Origin of the sequence: Stenotrophomonas acidaminiphila (genome assembly GCF_014109845.1) — a bacterium.
GTDB lineage: Bacteria > Pseudomonadota > Gammaproteobacteria > Xanthomonadales > Xanthomonadaceae > Stenotrophomonas > Stenotrophomonas acidaminiphila.
This window is the reverse complement of the sequence record NZ_CP043567.1, coordinates 2,315,041-2,336,475: the sequence shown is the minus strand read 5'-3', so window position 1 is coordinate 2,336,475 and position 21,435 is coordinate 2,315,041. Positions and strand designations below refer to the sequence as shown.

Below are 21,435 nucleotides of genomic sequence, written 5' to 3'. Positions count from 1 at the left end.
CGGCACCACCGGCGCGGCTTCCTGAATCCGAAAACCGGGGTCAGATTCGAATTCTCCACGTACGCCCCGAGTCGGCAGGCACCCGGGAGGAGAATTCGAATCTGGCCCCGGTTTCGCTGTTTCCGGGCTTGTCGAGTCGCTCCGCTGCCCTGCCCTGCCCCGGCGAACGACGGGCAAAGAAAAACCCCTGATTTCTCAGGGGTCGAATATCAAATCTGGAGGCCTGGGTCGGAATCGAACCGGCGTACGCGGATTTGCAATCCGCTGCATAACCACTCTGCTACCAGGCCAGAATAATCTGATTGTACAGGAGGAAAAACTTCCTCCCGATATGAAAAAACCCCGCTTGCGGGGCCTTTTCGTAATCTGGAGCGGGAAACGAGACTCGAACTCGCGACCTCAACCTTGGCAAGGTTGCGCTCTACCAACTGAGCTATTCCCGCTTGGGAGCCGTGCATTCTACAGACTTCGTAGGTGTTGCGCCAGCCTTTTTAACAACTTTCTTCACGCTCCCGGGAAGCTCTAGGCTTCCCTGTGCATCCCGCATGCAGTCGCTTGACTGCTCGATATACACGAGGTGAATCTCTTGATGACGCTCCGCTGAAAACCCGGAAACTTCATCGAACTGGAGCGGGAAACGAGACTCGAACTCGCGACCTCAACCTTGGCAAGGTTGCGCTCTACCAACTGAGCTATTCCCGCTTGGGAGGCGAAATTCTACATGCAATCGCCCACCTGTCAACAGCCCTGTTTCATCTTTTTTTTGCCTGCGAGCGCGCGGCGATTTCGTCCTCGCGCAGGCTCGGCCAGGCGGCGCGCAGGTACTGCACCGCCGACACCAGCGTCAGCAACGCGGCGATCGCCAGCATCCAGTCGCCGATGTGGAATATCGGCCCGCCCATCCAGATGTCGGTCACCGGCGTGTTGGGCGATACCGAGTACAGCAGGCACAGCAGCGCGATCATCTGCGCGGTGGTCTTGATCTTGCCGATCATCGCCACGCGCACCTTGGCGCGCTGGCCGATCTCGGCCATCCATTCGCGCAACGCGGACACCGCGATCTCGCGGCCGACGATCACCGCGGCCCAGAACGCCATCCATGCGGTCGGATGGCCCTGCACGATCAGGAACAGCGCCACCGCGACCATCAGCTTGTCCGCCACCGGATCGAGGAAGGCGCCGAACGCCGAGTGCATCTGGTAACGGCGCGCGACCCAGCCATCGAGCCAGTCGGTGATCGCCGCCAGCCCGAACACCGCGGCGGAGGCGAAGTTCGTCCACGTGTACGGGAGGTAGAACACCAGCACCAGCACCGGGATCATCACGATCCGCAGCAACGTCAGCCAGGTGGGTACGGTCAGGGTCATTACAGCTTTACTCCGCTGCCGGATCCGGGATCGACAGTCCGTGAAGGTTAGCGTAGATGCGCGTTGCAAGGGCGGCATTGATGCCTTCCACGCGCGCGATCTCGGCTTCGCCGGCCGCTTTCAGGCCAGCCAGCCCACCGAAATGCTTGAGCAGGCTGGCACGACGCCGCGGGCCGATGCCGGGGATATCCTCCAGCCGGCTGGTCATGCGCGCCTTCTGCCGGCGTCCACGGTGCCCGGTGATCGCGAAACGGTGCGCTTCGTCACGCACCTGCTGGATGAACTGCAGCGCCGGCGACGCCGCGCCCGGGCGGATCTCGCGCCCATCGGGCAACACCAGCGCCTCGTGGCCGGCGCGGCGCTCGACGCCCTTGGCGACCCCCACCAGCAGCACGCCCTCGACGCCAAGGTCGGCCAGCGCGGCCTGCGCCTGCGCGAGCTGCCCGGCGCCGCCATCGATCAGCAGCACGTCCGGCAATGCCGGCAGGTCGCCGCTGCGCGGCGTGGCGCGGGGTCGCCTGCCGTCGCCGGCGTCGGCATCTGGCGCCGGCATCTGCTCCATCTCCAGCGCGCGCCGGAACCTGCGGTCGATGGCCTGGCGCATCGCCGCATAATCGTCGCCGGGCTCGATGCCGCTGATGTTGTAGCGCCGATACTGCGCGCGCACCGGGCCGGCCGCGTCGAACACCACGCAGGACGCCACCGTGGCCTCGCCCATGGTGTGGCTGATATCGAAACACTCCACGCGCCGGACCGGTTCGGCCAAGCCCAGCATCTGCCGCACCGCCTCGCTGCGCGCATGCTGCGCGCCGCGGCTGTCCAGTTCGCCGGCCAGGCTGATCTGCGCGTTGCGGCTGGCGAGTTCGATGTAACCGGCACGCTCGCCGCGCACGTTCCATTTCAGCACGACCTTGCGCTCGGCGGCCGTGGCCAGCGCCGCCTCGATCATCTCGGCATCGGGAATCTCGCGGTCCAGCAGCACTTCCGGTGGCGGCGCATGCTCGGCGTAGTACTGCGACACGAACGCGGCCAGCACTTCCTCGGCGCTGTCCTCGCCGTTGGTACGCGGGAAGAAGGCGCGCGTGCCGAGGTTGCGGCCATCGCGGAAGGCCAGCAGCAGCACGCAGGCGCTTGCGCCCTGCATGGCGCAGGCCAGCACGTCCAGATCGGCGGCGCGGCCGTCCACGTACTGCCGGTTCTGCATGCTGCGCAGCGACGCGACCAGGTCGCGCAGGCGCGCGGCGCGCTCGAACTCCAGGGCGTCGCTGGCCTGCTGCATCGCCTGCATCAGTTCGTCGGCCAGCTGGTCGCTGCGGCCTTCGAGGAACAACGCCGCGCGCCGCACCGATTCGTCGTACTCGGCCTGCGCCACGAGTTCCACGCAGGGCGCGCTGCAGCGGCCGATCTGGTACTGCAGGCACGGCCGCGAACGGTTGCGGAACACGCTGTCCTCGCAGCTGCGCAGCCTGAACAGCTTGTGCATCAGGTTCAGGGTCTCGCGCACGGCGCCCACGCCCGGATACGGGCCGTAGTAGCGTCCGGGCACCGAGCGCGGGCCGCGATGCAGCGCGATGCGCGGCCATTGCTCGCGGGTGAGCAGCACCTGCGGATAGGTCTTGTCGTCGCGCAGGGAGACGTTGTAGCGCGGCGCCAGCGATTTGATCAGCTGGTTCTCCAGCAGCAGCGCCTCGGCCTCGGTGCGGGTGACGGTCACGTCCATCCGCGCCACCTGCGAGAGCATCATCATGATGCGCCGGCTCTTCGGCGAGCCGTTGAAGTAGCTGCCCACGCGCTTGCGCAGCGCGCCGGCCTTGCCGACGTACAACAGGGTGTCGTCGGCCGCGTACATGCGGTAGACGCCCGGCGCCGTGCTCAGCGCCGCCGCATACGCCTTGCCGTCGAACCCGCTTGTCGCCGTGCCGCTCATTCCTCGATCGGCACGTGGCCCAGTTCGCCGCTGACCGGGTCGAAACGCAGGATCGCATGGGCATCGGTCTCGGCGATCCATACCGCGCCCGCGGCCACCGCCAGCGCGGCCGGGCCGTGCAGGCGCCGCGGCAGGTTGACCGTGGTCAGGTCGCCACCGCCCAGGCGCAGCATGCGCAGGCACCCGTTGCCGGCGTCGGCGATCCACAGCAGCGGCGACTCGCTGCCCATCGCGATGGCCTGGGGATACTGCAGGTGCGCGCGGGCGCGCGAGCCGTCGGCATTGCCGAACTCCCACGGCCCCTGCCCCACCAGCGTCTGCACCACGTCGCCACGCAGCTGCACCGAACGGATCGCCGAACCCAGCGCGTCGCAGACGTACAGCACCTGCTGCACCGCCACCACGCTGCAGGGCTGGGCAAATGCCGCCAGGTGGCCACCGCCGTCGCGCACTTCCACCGGGCCCGCGCCCGCGCGCCAGCGCAGCGAGCGGATGCCCAGGTCATAACTCCAGACATGGTTGTCGCCGGCCATGGCGATGTGCAGCTGGTTGTCGGCGATGGCGATGTCCAGCGGGTGGTTCAGCGGGCTGTCCCAGGGCTGCGAGAGCACGCCGGCCACCGGATCGCCGGCGCGCCCGGTACCGCACAGGGTGTCGACCTGACCGCTCGGCAGGTGGATGCGACGCACGGCGTGGTTGCCGGTGTCCGCGACGTAGAGCATCTCGCGCTCGAGCGCCAGCCCATGCGGCCGGTTGAATGCACAATCGGCCGCCGGCCCGTTGACCAGGTCCGCACTGCCGACGCCGAACTGGCGCAGCACGCGACCGCCGTGGGTGCATTCGAGGATGCGGTGATGGCCGGTATCGGCGACATACAGCCGGTCGGCGCTGGCCGCCAGGCCTGCGGGGAAGCGCAGCGGCAGGCGCGGTTCCACGTTGGTTTCCGCAACCGGGCGCAGGTCCTCGTCGCGTGGCTGCGCCAGTCCTTCGCACAGGGCAGCGAGGCTGCGCTCCAGGTCGCCTGCCGCGCCCACCAGGCGCTCGCGCTCCTGGCCCTGGGCATCGAGCAGCAGCAGGGTCGGCCATGCCTCGATGCCGAAACGGCGCCATGCCTCCCATTGCGCGTCCAGCAGGATCGGCGCGGTGACGCCGTGCCGGCGCAGCAGCTTCAGCGCCGGTTGCGGTTCACGCTCGAAATCGAAGCGCGGCACCTGCACCACCAGCAACTGCAGGCGCCCCGGGTTGCGCGCCTGCCACTGCAGCACCTCGAGCAGCCGTTGCACGCACCAGGCCGAGGCGGCATTGACGAAGGCCAGCACCAGCGGACGGCCGGCATGGTCCTGCAACGTGGACGGCACCGCATTGAGCCAGATGCCGGACTTGGGAAGATCCATCGCAGGCTGAGCGTTCATGGGCCGATTATGCCGGAGTCGGGCCCGGCCGACAGGCGCCTGACCACCGCCTCGGCCGCCGCCTCCAGCAGCGCCCAGCTGTGCTCGAAATCCGCATCGCCGCCGTAATAGGGGTCCGGCACCGCGCGGGCGTGGGTGATGCCGGCCCAGGGCAGCAGCAACGCGGCCTTGCCGCGCGCCTGCGGGGGCGCCAGCGCCAGGGCCGCGTCCAGGTTGTCCGGGTCCGCGCACAGGATGTGGTCGAACCGCAGGAAGTCGTCGGACTGCAGCTGGCGCGCACGCAGCCCGGAAATATCCACGCCGTGGCGCCGGGCGCAGGCCACCGCCCGTGGGTCCGGCGCCTTGCCACGGTGCCAGCCGGCGGTGCCGGCCGAGTCCACTTCCACCCGCCCGGCCAGCGGCGAGCGCTCGATCCGCGCGCGCAGGGCGCCCTCGCCCATCGGCGAACGGCAGATGTTGCCCAGGCACACCACCAGCAGCTTCAACGCACGGTCTCCAGCAGCGCGGCCGCGCGCGCGAGGTCTTCCGGGGTGTCGATGCCCGGCGGGAACGGCTCGGGCGACAGCGCCACGGCAATGCGGAAGCCGGCCTCCAGCACGCGCAGCTGCTCCAGCGATTCGATCTGCTCCAGCGTGCCCGGCGCCATCGCCGCGAACTGCTGCAGGAAACCGGCGCGGTAGCCGTAGATGCCGATATGGCGCAGCCATTGCGCCTGCGGCAGCTGCGCCGTGGAACGGGCGAAGGCATCGCGGTGCCAGGGGATCGGCGCGCGGCTGAAGTACAGCGCGTCGCCCTGGGCGTTCCGCACCAGCTTGACCACGTTGGGATCGAACAGGGTCGCGGCGTCCTCCACCGGGGTGGCCAGGGTCGCCATCGGCGCACCGCTGGCCGCCAGCGTCGCGGCCACGGCGCGGATGCCCGCCGCCGGCGCGAACGGCTCGTCGCCCTGCAGGTTGACCACGATGGCCTGCGCATCCCAGCCGGCGTGGCGCGCGCATTCGGCCAGCCGGTCCGTGCCCGAGGCATGGTCATCGCGGGTCATCGCCACGCGTATGCCGTCCAGGCCGTCGAGCGCATCGGCGATCCGCCGGTCATCGGTCGCCACCCACACCTCGCGCGCGCCGGCCGCCAGGGCGCGCCGCGCCACGTGCACCACCATCGGCTGCCCGGCCAGCAAGGCCAGCGGCTTGCCCGGCAGGCGGGTGGACGCGTATCGCGCCGGGATCGCCACCACGAACTCGGGAACCACGTTCATCTGTACTCCTTGCCCACTGCGGGCAGCACTTGACGGCCCCTCCCCGCGCGATGGCCGCATGGCCGCGCGGGGAAGGAAATCCGCGGTGAGGATAAAGGCTGGGACCATCGCGACGCACGGCCGCATGGCCAGGTTTCGACCGGGTTCGCATTTGCCCAGCACGCTGGGCCCGCGGCAGCCGCCCACGCGCCGCCGGCCGGCACGCCCGCGGCGCGGGGATCACGCCCGCGCCAGTTTGCCCAGCCGGTCCAGCAGCGCGACCCAGAATGCCGCGGGCAACTCGGCCTGCAACGGCACCGCGTAGTGCCAGTCGGTGGCGAACGCCCTGCACTTCACCGCGTCCTTCTCGGTCATCAACACCGGCAGCTCGCTGCCGAAGGACAGGTCCGATGCCTGGTAGCGATGGTGGTCGGGGAACGCATGCGGGACCACGCCGATGCCCCGCGCACGCAGCATCTGGAAGAAGCGCTGCGGATGCGCGATGCCGGCAACGGCGTGCACCCGTTGCCCGGAAAATCCATGCAGCGGGCGTTCGCGCCCCCCCCGCAGCGGGCGGGCGCTGTCGATGCGCAGGCGCATCGTCCATTCGCCGAACCCCGACCCCGGCGGCACCTGCCCGGCATCGCTGGCCTGGCCCAGGTTGACCACCCGGAAATCGCAGTCGCGCGCCCGCGCCGCCGGCTCGCGCAGGGGGCCGGCCGGCATCAGCAGGCCGTTGCCGTAGCGCCGTTGCGCGTCGACCACTTCGATCTCGATGTCGCGCGCCAGCCGGTAATGCTGCAGGCCGTCGTCGCAGACCACCACGTCGCAGCCAGCCGCGAGCAGTGCCCTGGCCGCGGCGACGCGGTCGCGGTCCACGCGTACCGGCACGCCGGTCTTCCAGGCGATCAGCACCGGCTCGTCGCCCCCCAGGCCGGGCGCCAGGTCCGGAGTGACCCAGCGGGCGGTGCCGGCCTCGTCGCGGCCGTAGCCGCGACTGGCCACGCCCGGCTTCCAGCCGGCCTCGCGCAGGCGCTCCACCAGCGCGATGGTCAACGGCGTCTTGCCGGTGCCGCCGGCGGTGATGTTGCCGACCACGATCACCGGCACCGGGACCTGCCGGCTGCGCAGCCAGCCGCGGCGATAGAGCCCGCGGCGCAGGCCGGCGACGGCGCCGTACAGCGGCGCCAGCAGGCGCGCCGTCCACGGCACCGGGGCGCCGTCATACCACCATGGCGGCGTCTGCGTTCCCTTGCCGGCCATCAGACCTGCCTTTCCCGGAACTGCATCCGGTAGAGGTGCTCGTATAGCCCACCCAGCGCCAACAGCTCCTGGTGGGTACCGCGTTCGACGATCCGCCCCTGGTCCATCACCAGCACCTGGTCGGCGTGTTCGATGGTGGACAGGCGGTGCGCGATCACCAGCGTGGTGCGGTCGGGCATCAGCCGCTGCAGGGCATCCTGCACCAGCCGTTCGGACTCGTTGTCCAGCGCCGCGGTGGCTTCGTCCAGGATCAGGATCGGCGCATCCTTGAGCATGGCGCGGGCGATCGCCAGGCGCTGGCGCTGGCCGCCGGACAGGCGCCCGCCCTTGGCTCCGACCTGGGCATCCACGCCCTGCGGCAGCTGCTCGACGAACTCGCGCGCGTTGGCACCGACGATGGCCTGCTGCAGCCGCTCGGCATTGCTGTCCTGCAGTTCGCCGTAGGCGATGTTCTGGGCGATGCTGCCATCGAACAGCACCACCTGCTGGCCGACCAGCGCGATCTGCCGGCGCAGGTCGGCCAGGCGGTACTCCTGTACCGGGTGGCCGTCGAGCAGGATCTGCCCGGACTCGGGTTCGTAGAAGCGCGGAATCAGCTTGATCAGGGTGGACTTGCCGCTGCCCGAACGCCCGACGATCGCGGTCACCGTGCCCGGGCGCGCGACGAAACTGACGCCCTCCATCGCCGGCCGCGCCTGCCCCGGGTAGCGCGCGGTGACGTCGCGGAACTCCAGCAGCCCTTCGGCCCGCTGCAGGCCCCGCGTGCCGGTGTCCGGCTCGTCCGCGGCATCGAGCACCACGAACAGGCGCTGCGCCGAGGCGATCCCGCGCTGGGTCATGTTCTGCACGTTGGTCAGCTGTTTGAGCGCGGGGATGATCGTCATCATCGCCAGCATCATCGAGACGAAGTCGCCCACCGACAGGCGCCCGGCGGCGGCCTCGTGCCCGGCGATCAACAACAGCGCCGCCAGGCCCACCGCACCGATCAGCTGCACCATGGCCGAGGAGATGCTGCGCGTGGCTTCCACCTTCATCGCCAGCTTCAGGTTGGTATCGGCCAGCGCGCCGTAGCGGTCCAGCTCGCTGCGCTGCGCACCGTAGATCTTCACTTCCTGGTGGCTGGACAGGGTCTGGTCCGCGGCCTGCAGCAGCTCCGCCCCGCTCTCCTGGATGCGGTGGCTGATGCGCCGGTAGCGCTTGGCCACCTTGTTCATCACCCATGCCAGCGGCGGCGCCAGCACGAAGATCGCCAGCGTCACCTGCCAGCTGTACCACAGCATCGCCGCCAGCGAGACCAGCACCTGCAGGGACTGCTGCAGGACCACCTTCATCGCATCGACCGCGGCCTGCGCCACCTGGTCGCTGTCCGAGCCCAGCCGCACCAGCATCGACGGCACCGGCTCGTTGTCGAACTGCAACCCGGGCAGGCGCAGGTACTTGCCCAGCACGCGCACGCGCAGGTCGCGGGCGATGCTGCGCGCGGCCTTGCCCATGCCGATGTCGGTCAGGTATCCGGCGACGCCGCGCAGCAGGAACAGGCCGATGATGGCCAGCGGCATCCACCAGTTGATGTCCTTGGGATTCACCAGGTTGTTGGTGATCGGACTCATGAGCATCAGGAAGCCGCCACCGGCGGCCGCTTCGATCAGCATGCCCAGCGCGGCCATCATCAGCAGCCCGCGATAGGGCTGTGCGAAAACCAGCAGGCGCCGGTAGGTCTGCCAGGGCGTCTCGTTCGGGCTCATCGCTGCACCTCCGGCGCGGTCGCGATGGCGATGCGGCGGAAGCCGAGCTGCCCCAGCGCATCCTGCACGGTCACCACGGCCTGGTACGGCGTGCGCGCGTCGGCGCGCAGCAGCACGGTCTGCCCGCGGTCATCGCCGGCGACCTGGACGATGGTCCGCTTCACCGATTCCACGTCGGTGCGCAGCACCTCGCGGTCGTTGATGAAATAGCGGCCATCGGCGTTGACCAGCACGCTGAGCGAGCGCGGCGGCTCGGCATTGCGCTGGTCGCTGGCGGTGGGCAGCTGCACCTGCAGGGTGGAGCGCGCGTCGAAGGTGGTGGTGACCACGAAGAAGATGATCAGCACCAGGATCACATCGATCAGCGGCACCAGATCGATATGCGGCTCTTCCTGGGCCCGGTCGTTGCGGATGCGCATGCGGGGTCAGGCCTTGGCCACTGCCGCTGCCTGCGGGGCCGGCTTGGCGGCGGCCATCACCGCCGGGCGGCCGTCGAGGGTATCCAGCAGCGCGCCGGCCTCGTGCTCCATCTCGATCACGTAACCATCGACGCGCGCGCGGAAATAGCGGTGGAACATCAGCGCCGGGATCGCCACGATCATGCCGGTGGCGGTGCACACCAGCGCCTTGCCGATGCCGCCGGCCAGCTGGTTCACGTCGCCCACGCCATGGTCGAGGATGCCCAGGAACATCTGGATCATGCCGATCACCGTGCCCAGCAGGCCGAGCAGCGGGCCGGCCGAGGCGATGGTGCCCAGCGCGTTGAGATAGCGCCCCATCCGGTGCACCAGGTGGCGACCGGTGTCCTCGATGCGCTCGCGGATCTGGTCGCGCGGACGGTTGCGGGCTTCCAGCGCCGCGGCCAGCAGCGCGCCGAGCGGCGAGTTTGCGCGCAGCGATTCGATGTGGGAAGCATCCAGCTTGCCGCGCGCCGCCCAGTTGCGGACCTCCTGCCCCAGCCCCGGCGGCAGCACCTCGTTACGCCGCAGGCTCCAGAAGCGCTCCAGGACAATCGCCAAAGCCAGTACGCCCAACAGCAGCAGCGGCACCATCGGCCAACCGCCGGCCTTGACCAGTTCCCACACGTTTCAACCCTCCGGCACGACGGCCGTGTTTTCATCCTCCGATAGGATAACAGCCGCCCGCGCCCGCCCAGCAGCATCCCACAGGCGACGCCGCCATTGCCGGCGCTCGCGCAACTGCAGGCCCTGCGCCCCCAGCCAGACCCTGACTGCGCCACTGGCCGGCGTCGCCAGAACCTCGGCTCCCGCCCCGCGCCAGCGCTCGACCACCTCCGGCCGGGGATGACCAAAACGGTTGCCATGGCCGGCCGACACCAGCACCAGGCGTGCCTGCGTGGCCGACACGAATCCCGGCAGCGACGAACCGGCACTGCCATGGTGAGGGGCCACCACCACCTCGGCCCGCAGCGACGGCCGCTGCCGCCGCACCAGTGCGTTCTCGATGACCTCGCCGATGTCGCCCACCAGCAGCACCGCGCCATGTACCGATCCGATCCTGAGCACGCAGCTGGATTCGTTGCCCAGGTAGGGAAAGCCGGCATGCGGATGCAGGTACTCGAACTGCACGCCGTCCCACTGCCAGCGCAGACCCTTGCCGCAGTGGCGGGCCGCCAGCGCCGGGCGCATGCCCGGGGGGCATGCCAGTCCATGACCGGCACCGCCCTGCGCACGGCCCCAGCGCCACCGGCATGGTCGTTGTCGCCATGGCTGACCACCATGGCATCGAGCCGGTTCACCCCCAGCGCACGCAGCGCCGGCACCACCACCCGCTCGCCGGCATCGAAGCCATCGCGCACCGCCGGCCCGGCGTCATAGAGCAGGCGGTGGTCGCGGGTGCGTACCAGCACCGACAGCCCCTGCCCCACGTCAAGCAGCACCAGTTCCACCTCGCCATGCCGTGGAAGCTCGCGTACCGGCCACAGCAATGGCAACCACAGCAGCAGCGCCAGTGCCTTGCCCGGGACCGCGCGCGGGAGCAGCAGCCACACCGCGCCGGCCAGGGCGAGGGGCAGCGCCATGCCGGCGGCCTCGGGCAGCCACCACAACGCGAAGCGGCTGCCGCCCAGCCACGACAGCGCTGACCAGCTCAGCTCGAAGCACCCGGCCGACGCCCGCCACGGCCAGTTGCCGGCACCCGGCACCACCGCCTCCAGTCCTGTTCCAAGCAGGGCCAGTGGCACCACCACCAGGCTCCACCACGGGCTCGCCAGCAGATTCGCCAGCGGCCCGGCGAGCGATGCCTGGTCGAACAGCACCGCGGTGAGCGGCAGCAGCCCCACGGTGGCCACCGCCTGGGCGGACAGGAAGCCACGCAGCCAGTGCAGGCGTTCGGGGAGGCACCCGGCCAGCCATGCCACGCCGGCGAAGCTCAACCAGAACCCGGCCGTCAGCATCGCCAGCGGGTCCGCACCCAGCACCAGCAGGGCGGCCAGCGCCAGCGCACCGGTCACGCTGGCCGGGCGACGCCCCAGCCTGGCCAGCGCGATCACCGCCACCATCAGCACCGTGCGCACCGTTGGCAGGGCGAAACCGGCCACCGCCGCATAGCCCGCGGCCCCGGCCACCGCAGCGACGGCCGCGGCATGGGAGCGGGGGCAGCACCGTCCCAGCCATGGCAACAGCCACCACACCGCGGACGCGGCCAGGGCGATGAAGCCCGCGACCATGCCGACGTGAAAGCCGGAAATCGCGATCAGGTGGGTCAGGCCGGTGGCACGGAGCATGTGCCAGTCGCCATCGTCCAGCGCCCGGGTATCGCCGACCGCAAGGGCCCGCACATAGCGCGAGGCGGGGGTACCGATGGCCACGTCGATCCGCCCGGCGATGCGTTCGCGCCAGGCATCGATTCCGGCCGGGGGCGCCAGTTGCCGCGCACCGCGCCTCAGCACCCGTCCGGTGGCGACGATCCGTCGCGCCAGCGCGTTGCGCCCGGCATCGACGCCCCCGGGGTTGGCGAGCCCACGCGGGGCGCGCACCCGCACCTGGAACCGCCAGCGCGAGCCGGCACGCAGGGCCAGCCGCGGCCCGGGCCGCACGCTGCCGAAATCGTCGTACCAGGCCAGTTGCAGCCGCCGCCCGCGCACCGCGTCAGGCTGGGCGGCATCGCCGTCGACCCGGAAGCGGAAACGTGTCCGCCGGGGCTCCACCTCGGGCAGCGACACCACGGTGCCGGCGATGGCAACCACGCCGCGCTCCAGCGCCGGTGGCAACTGCGCCTGCAGCGCCCAGCCGGCATGCAGCGCGGCCCAGCCGGCACCGGCCAGCAACGCACCGCTCCAGGGCACACGGCTGCCCACCCAGAGCGCCAACCCGGCCAGCAGCGCGGCCCAGCGCAACCAGGGAAGCGGCAGCACCGGCATCCACAGCACCATGCCGATACCGGCCAGGAAGCTGGCCGCGGCGGCCTTGCCCAGCAGCGGGCACGCCACCGGCCCGCCGGTCCATCGCCACATCGTGGCCAGGCCGAAGCCGGGTCGTTCCCGCATCGCCCGCTCCTTTCCGCCAACCCGCCTCCATGCTGCCCGGGCGCCGGCGGCATCGCTGTAGGCAGGTCACGCACCCGCGGCGCGGGAAATGCCGCGCCGATGGCCAGCGTCTCCTTCCAGCCACTCCGCGGCAGCCGGTGCAGGGAAATGCCAGCGCCGGCGATCGCGCAAAAGAAAAGCGGGCCAAAGGCCCGCTTTCCGGATGCAGCACAGGTACCCGGGCTTATTCGGCCGGGGTGCCCTCGCCTTCCTCGACAGCCTTCATCGACAGGCGGATGCGGCCCTGCTTGTCCACTTCCAGCACCTTGACCTTGACCACGTCGCCTTCCTTCAGCTTGTCGCCGACCTTCTCGACGCGCTCGCTGGAGATCTGCGAGACGTGCACCAGGCCGTCCTTGCCCGGCAGGATGGTGACGAACGCGCCGAAGTCCATGATCTTGGCGACCTTGCCTTCGTAGATGCGGCCCGGCTCGACGTCGGAGGTGATCTGCTCGATGCGGCGCTTGGCTTCCTGCGCGGCGGCGTTGTTCACCGAGGCGATGGTGATGGTGCCGTCGTCCTGGATGTCGATCTGGGTGCCGGTTTCCTTGGTGATCGCCTGGATCACCGAACCGCCCTTGCCGATCACTTCGCGGATCTTGTCCGGGTGGATCTTGATGGTCAGCAGGCGCGGCGCGTAATCGCTCAGCTCTTCGCGCGGCGCGGTCAGCGCCTTGGCCATCTCGCCGAGGATGTGCAGACGGCCGGCCTTGGCCTGCTCCAGCGCCTGCTTCATGATCTCTTCGGTGATGCCTTCGATCTTGATGTCCATCTGCAGCGCGGACACGCCTTCGGAGGTACCGGCGACCTTGAAGTCCATGTCGCCCAGGTGGTCTTCGTCACCCAGGATGTCGCTCAGCACGACGAAACGGTCGTCTTCCTTCACCAGGCCCATGGCGATGCCCGCCACCGGTGCCTTGACCGGCACGCCGGCATCCATCAGCGCCAGCGAGGAGCCGCACACCGAGGCCATCGACGAGGAGCCGTTGGACTCGGTGATTTCCGACACCACGCGGATGGTGTACGGGAATTCCTCGATGGTCGGCATCACCGCCAGCACGCCGCGCTTGGCGAGGCGGCCGTGGCCGATCTCGCGACGCTTCGGCGCGCCGAAACGGCCGCACTCGCCCACCGAGTACGGCGGGAAGTTGTAATGGAACAGGAAGTTTTCCTTGTACTCGCCGGAGACGGCATCGATGATCTGGCCGTCGCGGGCGGTGCCCAGGGTGGTGACCACGATCGCCTGGGTCTCGCCGCGGGTGAACAGCGACGAACCATGGGTGCGCGGCAGCACGCCGGCCTTCACGCTGATCGGACGCACGGTGTCCAGGGCGCGGCCGTCGATGCGGACCTTGGTGTCCAGCACCGAATCACGCATGGTGCGGTATTCGAGTTCGCCGAACTCCTTGGACAGCTCGGCCGGGTTCCAGCCCTCGGCGGCGACGCGGCCGGCCAGCTGCTCGGTCACGTCCTTCTTGATCGCGGCGATGGCGTCGCGGCGCTGCAGCTTGTCGCGCACCTGGAAGGCTTCGGCCAGCTTGCTGCCGATGGCTTCCTTCAGCGCCGAGATCAGCGCTTCGTTCTTGGCCGGGGCGACCCAGTCGCTCGGCTTGGTGCCGGCTTCGACGGTCAGCTCGTTGATCGCGTTGATGACCTTCTGCATCTCGCGGTGACCGAAGGTCACGGCGCCCAGCATCACGTCCTCGGACAGCAGCGCGGCCTCGGACTCGACCATCAGCACGGCATTGGCGGTACCGGCCACGACCAGCTCCAGCTGCGATTCCTTCAGCTCCGACACGGTCGGGTTGAGGATGTACTCGCCGTTCTTGTAGCCGACCTTGGCGGCGCCGATCGGGCCCTTGAACGGAGTGCCGGCCAGCGCCAGCGCCGCCGAGGCACCGATCAGGGCCGGGATGTCGCCGTCCACTTCCGGGTTCAGCGACATCACCGTGGCGATGATCTGCACTTCGTTCTTGTAGTCTTCCGGGAACAGCGGACGGATCGGACGGTCGATCAGGCGCGAGATCAGCGTTTCCTTCTCCGTGGCACGGCCTTCGCGCTTGAAGAAGCCACCCGGGATGCGGCCACCGGCGTAGAACTTTTCCTGGTAATCAACGGTCAGCGGGAAGAAGTCCTGGCCTTCGCGCGCGCTCTTGGCGGCGACGGCAGTGACCAGCAGCACGGTGTCGTCCATCTTGACGATGACGGCGCCGCTGGCCTGGCGGGCGATCTCGCCGGTCTCAAGCGTGACGGTGTGCTTGCCGTACTGGAAGGTTTTGGTGATTTTTGCCACGGAGGGTGTCCTTGGGGATGCTGTCTGCGAATGGACCGTCGGCGACCCTTGTCACCGGCGGGCGGCCGGTTGTTCCGGCCCTGGAAATGCTACTGAACTGCAAAAACAAAACCGCGGCGCATCGCTGCGCCGCGGGGGGATTGTTGCTTAGCGACGCAGGCCAAGCTTTTCGATCAGGCCCTTGTAGCGCTCGACGTCCTTCTTCTTCAGGTAGTCGAGCAGGCTGCGGCGGCGGTTGACCAGTTGCAGCAGGCCGCGGCGGCTGTGGTGATCCTTCTTGTGCTGCTTGAAGTGCTCGGTCAGCTGCTCGATGCGGGCGGTCAGCAGGGCCACCTGGACTTCCGGCGAACCGGTGTCGTTGGCGCCGCGCTTGTTGTCTTCAATAACTTTCTGGGTGTCGATCGACATGATGTTTTCTCTGGATGCGTGGCCGGCAGGAACGTGCTGTTGACGCACCGCGCAGCTCGCCGTTTAAGGAAGTCGGCCCGCCGACGGCGGACCGGTGCCCGGCAAAGGGCCGCAGAATTGTAACGATCCGCGCCTGCGGCCACAAGGCGCAACCTGTATCCGACCCCGCCGGGGCCGCCCGGTCAGAGATTGAAACGGCGCTGCGGCGCCAGCATGCCGGCCGCGTCCACCTGCCCCAGTCCCAGGGCCTTGCCGTCATCGGCGAATACCGCCACCAGCCCGCCCGGCCACGCCGGATCGCGCAGGCGCTGGCCCATGCAGAAGCGCTGCGCGCGCGGGGCATCCAGTTCGACCCGGCCGAAATGGCTCAATCCCGCCTCAAGCGGCAGCAGCCATTGCAGCAGGGCCGCGTCGTCCCCGGCTTCGGCCAGCCCGCGCAGCGCGTCCAGGCCGATCATCCGCGGCGCCAGGAACGGCTCCACCCACAACCGGCGCAGTGCGGTGATGTGGGCGCCGCAGCCCAGCGCTTCGCCCAGGTCGCGGGCGATGCTGCGGATATAGGTGCCCGAGCCGCAGGTGACGCGCAGCCGCAGCCATTCAGGTTGCTGTTCCAGGATCTCGATCGCCTGCACGTGGACGTCCCGCTCCGGTGCCTCGATGGCGTCGCCGCGGCGCGCCTTCACGTACAGCGGCTCGCCGCCCTGCTTCAGCGCCGAGTAGATCGGGGCGCGCTGGCGGATGTGCCCGGTCAGCGGCTCCAGTGCCTGGCGCAGCGCCTGCGCGTCGATGGCCGGCACCGGACGCTGCCGCAACACCGTGCCGTCGGCATCGTCGGTGTCGGTGGTCGTGCCCAGCGCGATCTCCGCGTCATAGGCCTTGGCCGAGCCCAGCAGCAGGCCGGCGATCTTGGTCGCCTCGCCGAAGCACAACGGCAGCAGCCCGGTGGCCAGCGGGTCGAGACTGCCCGTATGCCCGCCCTTCTCCGCACGGAACAGCCGCCGTGCCACCTGCAGCGCGGTGTTGGAGCTCATGCCGGCGGGCTTGTCGAGCAGGACGATGCCGTCCAGGCGGCGGAATTGGATACGGGGGCGCATTGGGATGCCTTGCTCTGCCTTGTTGCTGCGGTTGCAGTTGCCTTTCGGCCTTTGATCTTAGGGCTTCCTTCCGCGGCGACTGAGCCAGCGGGGAAAGCCGCGGGCCGGCACGCAGGGATGGCGCCGGTTTTCGAAGAGACACGGACGTCTCGGCGGAAACTCCCATCAACGGAGTGGACCCGTGGCGCGCAGCGTGTCGGGCACGCTGGCAGGGCGTGTCTGCCAGCCATCGGCAATTGCGAAGCGCCGCTCTGGATTACTTTTCCTTGCACGGGCAAAGAAAAACAGCCCGCCCCTGGCCGGGGAGTGGAATCAGCCGCTTTCGCCTCGCGCTACCCCGGCCGGGAAGCCCCGCGGGGTTCGACCCCGCCCGCCGCGCTCGCGCCCACCCTCCGGGGAACATTTCCCGCCGGGAGAAGACACATGCCCGAACGCTCAGGCTTTCTCGCCTTCCTCGCCGCCAGCGCCAGACTGCGCCGACTGCACATCCGGCAGGTCGCGCAGCAGGTTGTCGATGCGCTCGCCGCGGTCCACCGAATCATCGTAGTGGAAGTGCAGTTCCGGCACGTGGCGCAGCTTCATCGCCCGGGCCAGGCCCATGCGCAGCTCGCCGGCCAGCTCGCGCAGGCCCTTGACCGCCTCGAGCGAACGCTCGGGCATCAACGCGGTGACGAACACCTTGGCATGGGCCATGTCGCGGGTGACCTCCACGTCCGAAACACTGACCGACGGCAGCCCATGCTCGCGCACGGCGGCATGCACCAGCGTGCCCAGATCACGGCGGATCTGCGCGGAAACTCGGTCGGTACGGTGGAAAGTCTTGGGCACGGAATCTCGCTCGTCTGGTTGTTGCGGGGGAAACGCGGCCGGCCCGCGTCGCGCGGGCCGGCCGGTACTGCGTCGTTACAGGGTGCGCGGCACTTCGATGCGCTCGAAGCACTCGATCTGGTCGCCTGCCTTGACGTCGTTGTAGGCCTTCACGCCAATACCGCACTCGGTACCGTTGCGGACCTCGTCCACGTTCTCCTTGAAGCGGCGCAGCGATTCCAGTTCGCCCTCGAACACCACCACGCTGTCGCGCAGCACGCGGATCGGCTTGTTCCGCTTGACCACGCCCTCGACCACCATGCAGCCGGCGACCGCGCCGAACTTGGAGCTGCGGAAAACGTCGCGGACCTCGGCGATACCGATGATCTCCTCGCGGATCTCCACGCCCAGCAGGCCCGAAGCCACCTGCTTCACCTGGTCGATCACGTCATAGATGATCGAGAAGTAGCGCAGGTCGACGCCGTTGGATTCGATGATGCGACGGGCAGAAGCGTCCGCACGCACGTTGAAGCCGATGACCGTGGCCTTGGAGGCCACCGCCGAGTTGGCGTCGGATTCGGTGATGCCGCCCACGCCGGAGTGGATCACGTTGATCCGGATCTCGTCGTTGGACAGGCCCACCAGCGACTGGCTCAGCGCCTGCACCGAGCCCTGGACGTCGGCCTTGATCAGCAGGTTCAGCACCTGCTGGCCTTCGCCCTTGCCCATCTGCGCCATGATGTCTTCCATGCGGCTGCCGGCACTGGCGACCAGGCGCGACTCGCGGCGCTTGGTCTCGCGCTGCTGCGCCACATCCTTGGCCAGGCGCTCGTCGTCGACGACCACGAAGTCGTCGCCGGCATCCGGCACGCCGGACAGGCCCAGCACCTGCACCGGGATCGACGGGCCGGCCTCGGCCACCTGGCGGCCGGTTTCGTCGAACAGCGCACGCACGCGGCCGTACTGGATGCCGCACACCAGGTAGTCGCCCTTCTTGAGCTGACCCTGCTGCACCAGCACCGTCGCGACCGGGCCGCGGCCCTTGTCCAGCGAGGATTCGATGACCACGCCGCTGGCGCGGCCTTCGGCCACCGCCTTCAGCTCCAGCACTTCGGCCTGCAGCGAGATCGCATCCAGCAGGTCGTCGATGCCCTGGCCGGTCTTGGCCGAGATCTCGACCATCTGCGTGTCGCCGCCGAAGTCCTCGGCCACGACCTGCTCGGCGAGCAGCTCGTTCTTGACCCGCATCGGATCGGCCGACGACTTGTCGATCTTGTTGATCGCCACCACGATCGGCGCATTGGCCGCACGGGCGTGCTGGATGGCTTCGCGGGTCTGCGGCATGACGCCGTCATCGGCCGCCACCACCACCACCACCACGTCGGTCAGCTGCGCGCCACGGGCACGCATCGAGGTGAACGCGGCGTGGCCGGGGGTATCGAGGAAGCTGATCACGCCCTTGGGCGTTTCCACGTGGTAGGCGCCGATGTGCTGGGTGATGCCGCCGGCTTCGCCGTTGGCGACCTTGGTGCGGCGGATGTAGTCCAGCAGCGAGGTCTTGCCGTGGTCGACGTGGCCCATGATGGTGACCACCGGCGGACGCGGCACGGCGTCGCCCTGGTCGGCATCGGTGATGGCCAGCAGCGCGTCCTCTGCATCATTGTTGCCGGCACGCACGACCTTGTGGCCGAGCTCTTCGGTCACCAGCGCCGCGGTGTCGTGATCGATGGACTGGGTGATGGTCGCCATGACGCCCATCTTGAACAGCGCCTTGACCACTTCGCCGCCCTTCAGCGCCAGCTTCTGCGCCAGATCGGCCACGGTGATGGTGTCGCCGATGGCGACCTCGCGCACCACCGGTGCGGTCGGACGTTCGAAGCCGTGGCTGCCGCCACCGCCGCGCGACTGCTCGGCGCCACGACGGCCCTGCGGCGCGCGTGCGCCCGGACGGCCACGGGAATTGCTGTTGTTGCCGCCGCGGCGGGCGCGGTCGGACGGCGACAGGTGCAGCTGGCCGCCGAAGCGGTTGCCGCCGTTGTCGTCGGACGACTGCGGGCCGCGCGACTTGCTGCCCGGCTTGGCATGCGCGGCACGATCGTCGCGCACGGCGTGCGGACGGCTCGGCGACGGCGCATGGCGCACGTTCTTCACCACCGGCTCCTCGTCCTCGTCCTCGGCGGCGCGGGCCGGCGCCTTGGGGGCCTGCGCGGCCTCCTCGGCAGCCTTGCGCTCGGCCTCGGCACGCAGCCGCTCGGCCTCCTCGGCCGCCTTCTGCCTGGCGATTTCCTCGTCGCGCGCGCGGTCCTTCTCGGCCAGCATGCGCTGCTCGTCGAGGTTGCGCTGGCGCGACTCCTCGAGCTTGCGCAGGATCTCGGCGCGCTCGGCATCCGCATCCATCGGCGCACCGGCGGCCGGCTTGACGTAGGTGCGCTTCTGGCGCACCTCGACGTTGACCGTGGTCTTGCTGCGGCCGGCGTTGACCGTCACTTCCTGCTGCGTGCGGCGGCTCAGGGTGATCTTCTTCGGCGCGGCGTCAGCCTCGTCGGCGACCTGCTCGTCCTTGCCGTGGGAACGGCGAAGGAAACCGAGCAGCTTCACTTTCTCGGCACTGGTCACGACCTGGTCGGGACCGCTGAACTTCATGCCGGCCTTGGCCAGCTGTTCCAGCAGTTTCTCCACCGGCGTGTTGACCAGTTGGGCGAGCTTGCGGATGGTGGTTTGCTGCGACATTCGGATCCTATGATCTTGTTGGCGCCCCCTCGATACGGACGAAGGCAGCGCGGAGTCTACGCCCTGAGCGGCTCAGGGCCCTGTTCATCGCTGGCTCATTCGCCGCGCTCCAGACGGGCGATCTCCTCGGCGCGGGCTGCCAGGACCAGCGCCGCGGCGCGCTCCAGGTCCATGCCCTCGATGCCGAACTCCAGGACTTCGTCGGCCGCCAGGTCCGACAGGTCCTCGCTGGTGCGCACGCCGTTTCCGGCCAGCGCGTAGGCCGTGGCCTCGTCCATGCCCGGCAGCGCCAGCAGGTCGGCGGTCGGCACGCCTTCCTCGGCGCCCTCCTCCACGGCCAGCGCCTCGTTGAGCAGCGCGTCGCGGGCACGGGCGCGCAGTTCCTCGACGATGTCCTCGTCGAAGCCCTCCACGGCCAGCAGCTCGCCGATCGGCACGTAGGCGATTTCCTCGACGGTACTGAAACCCTCGCTGACCAGGATGCCGGCGATTTCCTCGTCCACTTCCAGCTTGTCCATGAACAGCTGGCGGGCGACGGTCTGCTCGGCTTCCGACTTGGCGGTGACCTGGTCCTGGGTCATCACGTTGAGCTGCCAGCCGGTCAGGCGGCTGGCCAGGCGCACGTTCTGGCCGCCCTTGCCGATGGCCTGGGCCAGGCGCTCTTCGGCCACGGCCAGGTCCATCGAGTGCTTTTCCTCATCGACGATGATGGACTGCACTTCGGCCGGCGCCATCGCGTTGATGACGAAGTTGGCCGGGTTCTCGTTCCACAGCACGATGTCCACGCGCTCGCCGTTGAGCTCGTTGCTGACGGCCTGCACGCGCGAACCGCGCATGCCGATGCAGGCGCCGATCGGATCGGTGCGGCTGTCGTGGGCGATGACCGCGATCTTGGCGCGGTCACCCGGGTCGCGGGCGCAGGCCTTGATCTCGACCAGGCCCTGGCCGACTTCCGGCACTTCCAGCTTGAACAGCTCGATCATGAACTCGGGCGCGGCGCGGCTGATGAACAGCTGCGGGCCACGCGGCTCCGAGCGCACTTCGGCCAGGTAGCCACGCACGCGGTCGCCGGCGCGCAGCACGTCGCGCGGGATGCCCTTGTCCTTCGGGATGAAGGCCTCGGCGTTGCCGCCCAGGTCGACGTAGATGTTGCCGCGCTCGGCGCGCTTGACCACGCCGGTCACCAGCTCGCCGACGCGATCCTTCCACGCGTCCACGACCTGCTGGCGCTCGGCTTCGCGCACGCGCTGCACGATCACCTGCTTGGCGGCCTGCGCGGCGATGCGACCAAAATCCGGGTTCTCGATCTGTTCCTCGATGTAGTCGCCGACCTCGACGCCATCGGCCTCGTCGATCGCGTCCATCAGGCGGATCTGGCGGTCCGGCGATTCCATCACCACGTCGTCGGCCACGACTTCCCAGCGACGGAAAGTCTCGTAGCTGCCGTCCTTGTGGTCGATCGAAACGCGCGCGAGCACGTCCTGGTCCACATAGCGCTTCTTGGCCGCGGAGGCGAGCGCCGCCTCGATCGCATCGAAGATCACTTCGCGCGGCACGCCTTTCTCATTGGCGACCGCGTCGACTACCAGCAGAAGTTCCTTGCTCATC

The 21,435-nt window shown here is 69.3% G+C and carries 15 protein-coding genes, 3 tRNA genes and 1 pseudogene; all 19 read right to left on the bottom strand.

Features of this window, described 5'->3' with window-relative positions:
- Positions 1-216: 216 nt before the first annotated feature.
- A tRNA-Cys gene (locus F0P95_RS10660) sits at positions 217-290 on the bottom strand.
- A 77-nt stretch (positions 291-367) separates the two neighbouring features.
- Positions 368-443, bottom strand: a tRNA-Gly gene (locus tag F0P95_RS10655).
- Between the two features lie 183 nt (positions 444-626).
- Positions 627-702, bottom strand: a tRNA-Gly gene (locus F0P95_RS10650).
- 50 nt (positions 703-752) lie between these two features.
- Positions 753-1,367: a CDP-diacylglycerol--glycerol-3-phosphate 3-phosphatidyltransferase gene (gene pgsA / locus F0P95_RS10645; RefSeq protein ID WP_182334208.1), complete on the bottom strand. Its 615-nt coding sequence runs from the start codon at positions 1,365-1,367 to the stop codon at positions 753-755.
- A gap of 7 nt (positions 1,368-1,374) precedes the next feature.
- Positions 1,375-3,294 carry an excinuclease ABC subunit UvrC gene (gene uvrC / locus F0P95_RS10640; RefSeq protein ID WP_182334207.1) on the bottom strand — a complete coding sequence of 640 codons (1,920 nt, stop codon included), beginning with the start codon at positions 3,292-3,294 and terminating at the stop codon, positions 1,375-1,377.
- Positions 3,291-4,706 carry a hypothetical protein gene (locus F0P95_RS10635; protein ID WP_182334206.1) on the bottom strand — a complete coding sequence of 472 codons (1,416 nt, stop codon included), beginning with the start codon at positions 4,704-4,706 and terminating at the stop codon, positions 3,291-3,293. The genes uvrC and F0P95_RS10635 overlap by 4 nt, the downstream gene beginning before the upstream one ends.
- Positions 4,703-5,191, bottom strand: coding sequence for a low molecular weight protein-tyrosine-phosphatase (locus tag F0P95_RS10630; RefSeq protein WP_182334205.1), 489 nt, complete (start codon positions 5,189-5,191; stop codon positions 4,703-4,705). Before F0P95_RS10630 ends, F0P95_RS10635 begins: the two co-directional genes overlap by 4 nt.
- Positions 5,188-5,961, bottom strand: coding sequence for a 3-deoxy-manno-octulosonate cytidylyltransferase (gene kdsB, locus F0P95_RS10625; protein WP_182334204.1), 774 nt, complete (start codon positions 5,959-5,961; stop codon positions 5,188-5,190). Before kdsB ends, F0P95_RS10630 begins: the two co-directional genes overlap by 4 nt.
- Positions 5,962-6,180: 219 nt before the next feature.
- Complete coding sequence (gene lpxK, locus F0P95_RS10620; protein WP_182334203.1) at positions 6,181-7,203, bottom strand: tetraacyldisaccharide 4'-kinase; 1,023 nt, start codon at positions 7,201-7,203, stop codon at positions 6,181-6,183.
- On the bottom strand, positions 7,203-8,948 hold the full coding sequence (msbA, locus tag F0P95_RS10615; RefSeq protein WP_182334202.1) for a lipid A export permease/ATP-binding protein MsbA: 1,746 nt from the start codon (positions 8,946-8,948) through the stop codon (positions 7,203-7,205). Before msbA ends, lpxK begins: the two co-directional genes overlap by 1 nt.
- On the bottom strand, positions 8,945-9,367 hold the full coding sequence (locus tag F0P95_RS10610; RefSeq protein ID WP_054664904.1) for an ExbD/TolR family protein: 423 nt from the start codon (positions 9,365-9,367) through the stop codon (positions 8,945-8,947). Before F0P95_RS10610 ends, msbA begins: the two co-directional genes overlap by 4 nt.
- 6 nt (positions 9,368-9,373) lie before the next feature.
- Positions 9,374-10,033 (bottom strand): MotA/TolQ/ExbB proton channel family protein, encoded by a 660-nt coding sequence (locus F0P95_RS10605; protein WP_056930785.1) that lies wholly within the window; start codon positions 10,031-10,033, stop codon positions 9,374-9,376.
- Positions 9,927-12,423: pseudogene (locus tag F0P95_RS10600) on the bottom strand (DNA internalization-related competence protein ComEC/Rec2). Before F0P95_RS10600 ends, F0P95_RS10605 begins: the two are co-directional and overlap by 107 nt.
- 256 nt (positions 12,424-12,679) lie before the next feature.
- The gene (gene pnp / locus F0P95_RS10595; protein WP_182334201.1) at positions 12,680-14,788 is read right to left on the bottom strand and encodes a polyribonucleotide nucleotidyltransferase; all 2,109 of its coding nucleotides are present in this window, start codon (positions 14,786-14,788) and stop codon (positions 12,680-12,682) included.
- A gap of 147 nt (positions 14,789-14,935) precedes the next feature.
- On the bottom strand, positions 14,936-15,196 hold the full coding sequence (gene rpsO, locus F0P95_RS10590; protein ID WP_054664895.1) for a 30S ribosomal protein S15: 261 nt from the start codon (positions 15,194-15,196) through the stop codon (positions 14,936-14,938).
- A 182-nt stretch (positions 15,197-15,378) separates the two neighbouring features.
- Entirely contained in the window at positions 15,379-16,290 is a 912-nt protein-coding gene (gene truB, locus F0P95_RS10585; RefSeq protein WP_182334200.1) for a tRNA pseudouridine(55) synthase TruB, read from the bottom strand.
- Positions 16,291-16,725: 435 nt separating this feature from the next.
- Positions 16,726-17,118 (bottom strand): 30S ribosome-binding factor RbfA, encoded by a 393-nt coding sequence (gene rbfA, locus F0P95_RS10580; protein ID WP_182334199.1) that lies wholly within the window; start codon positions 17,116-17,118, stop codon positions 16,726-16,728.
- Between the two features lie 75 nt (positions 17,119-17,193).
- Positions 17,194-19,827 (bottom strand): translation initiation factor IF-2, encoded by a 2,634-nt coding sequence (gene infB / locus F0P95_RS10575; RefSeq protein ID WP_182334198.1) that lies wholly within the window; start codon positions 19,825-19,827, stop codon positions 17,194-17,196.
- A gap of 95 nt (positions 19,828-19,922) precedes the next feature.
- A complete protein-coding gene (nusA, locus tag F0P95_RS10570) occupies positions 19,923-21,434 on the bottom strand; it encodes a transcription termination factor NusA (protein WP_182334197.1) in 1,512 nt (503 codons plus the stop codon).
- Position 21,435 lies beyond the last annotated feature (1 nt).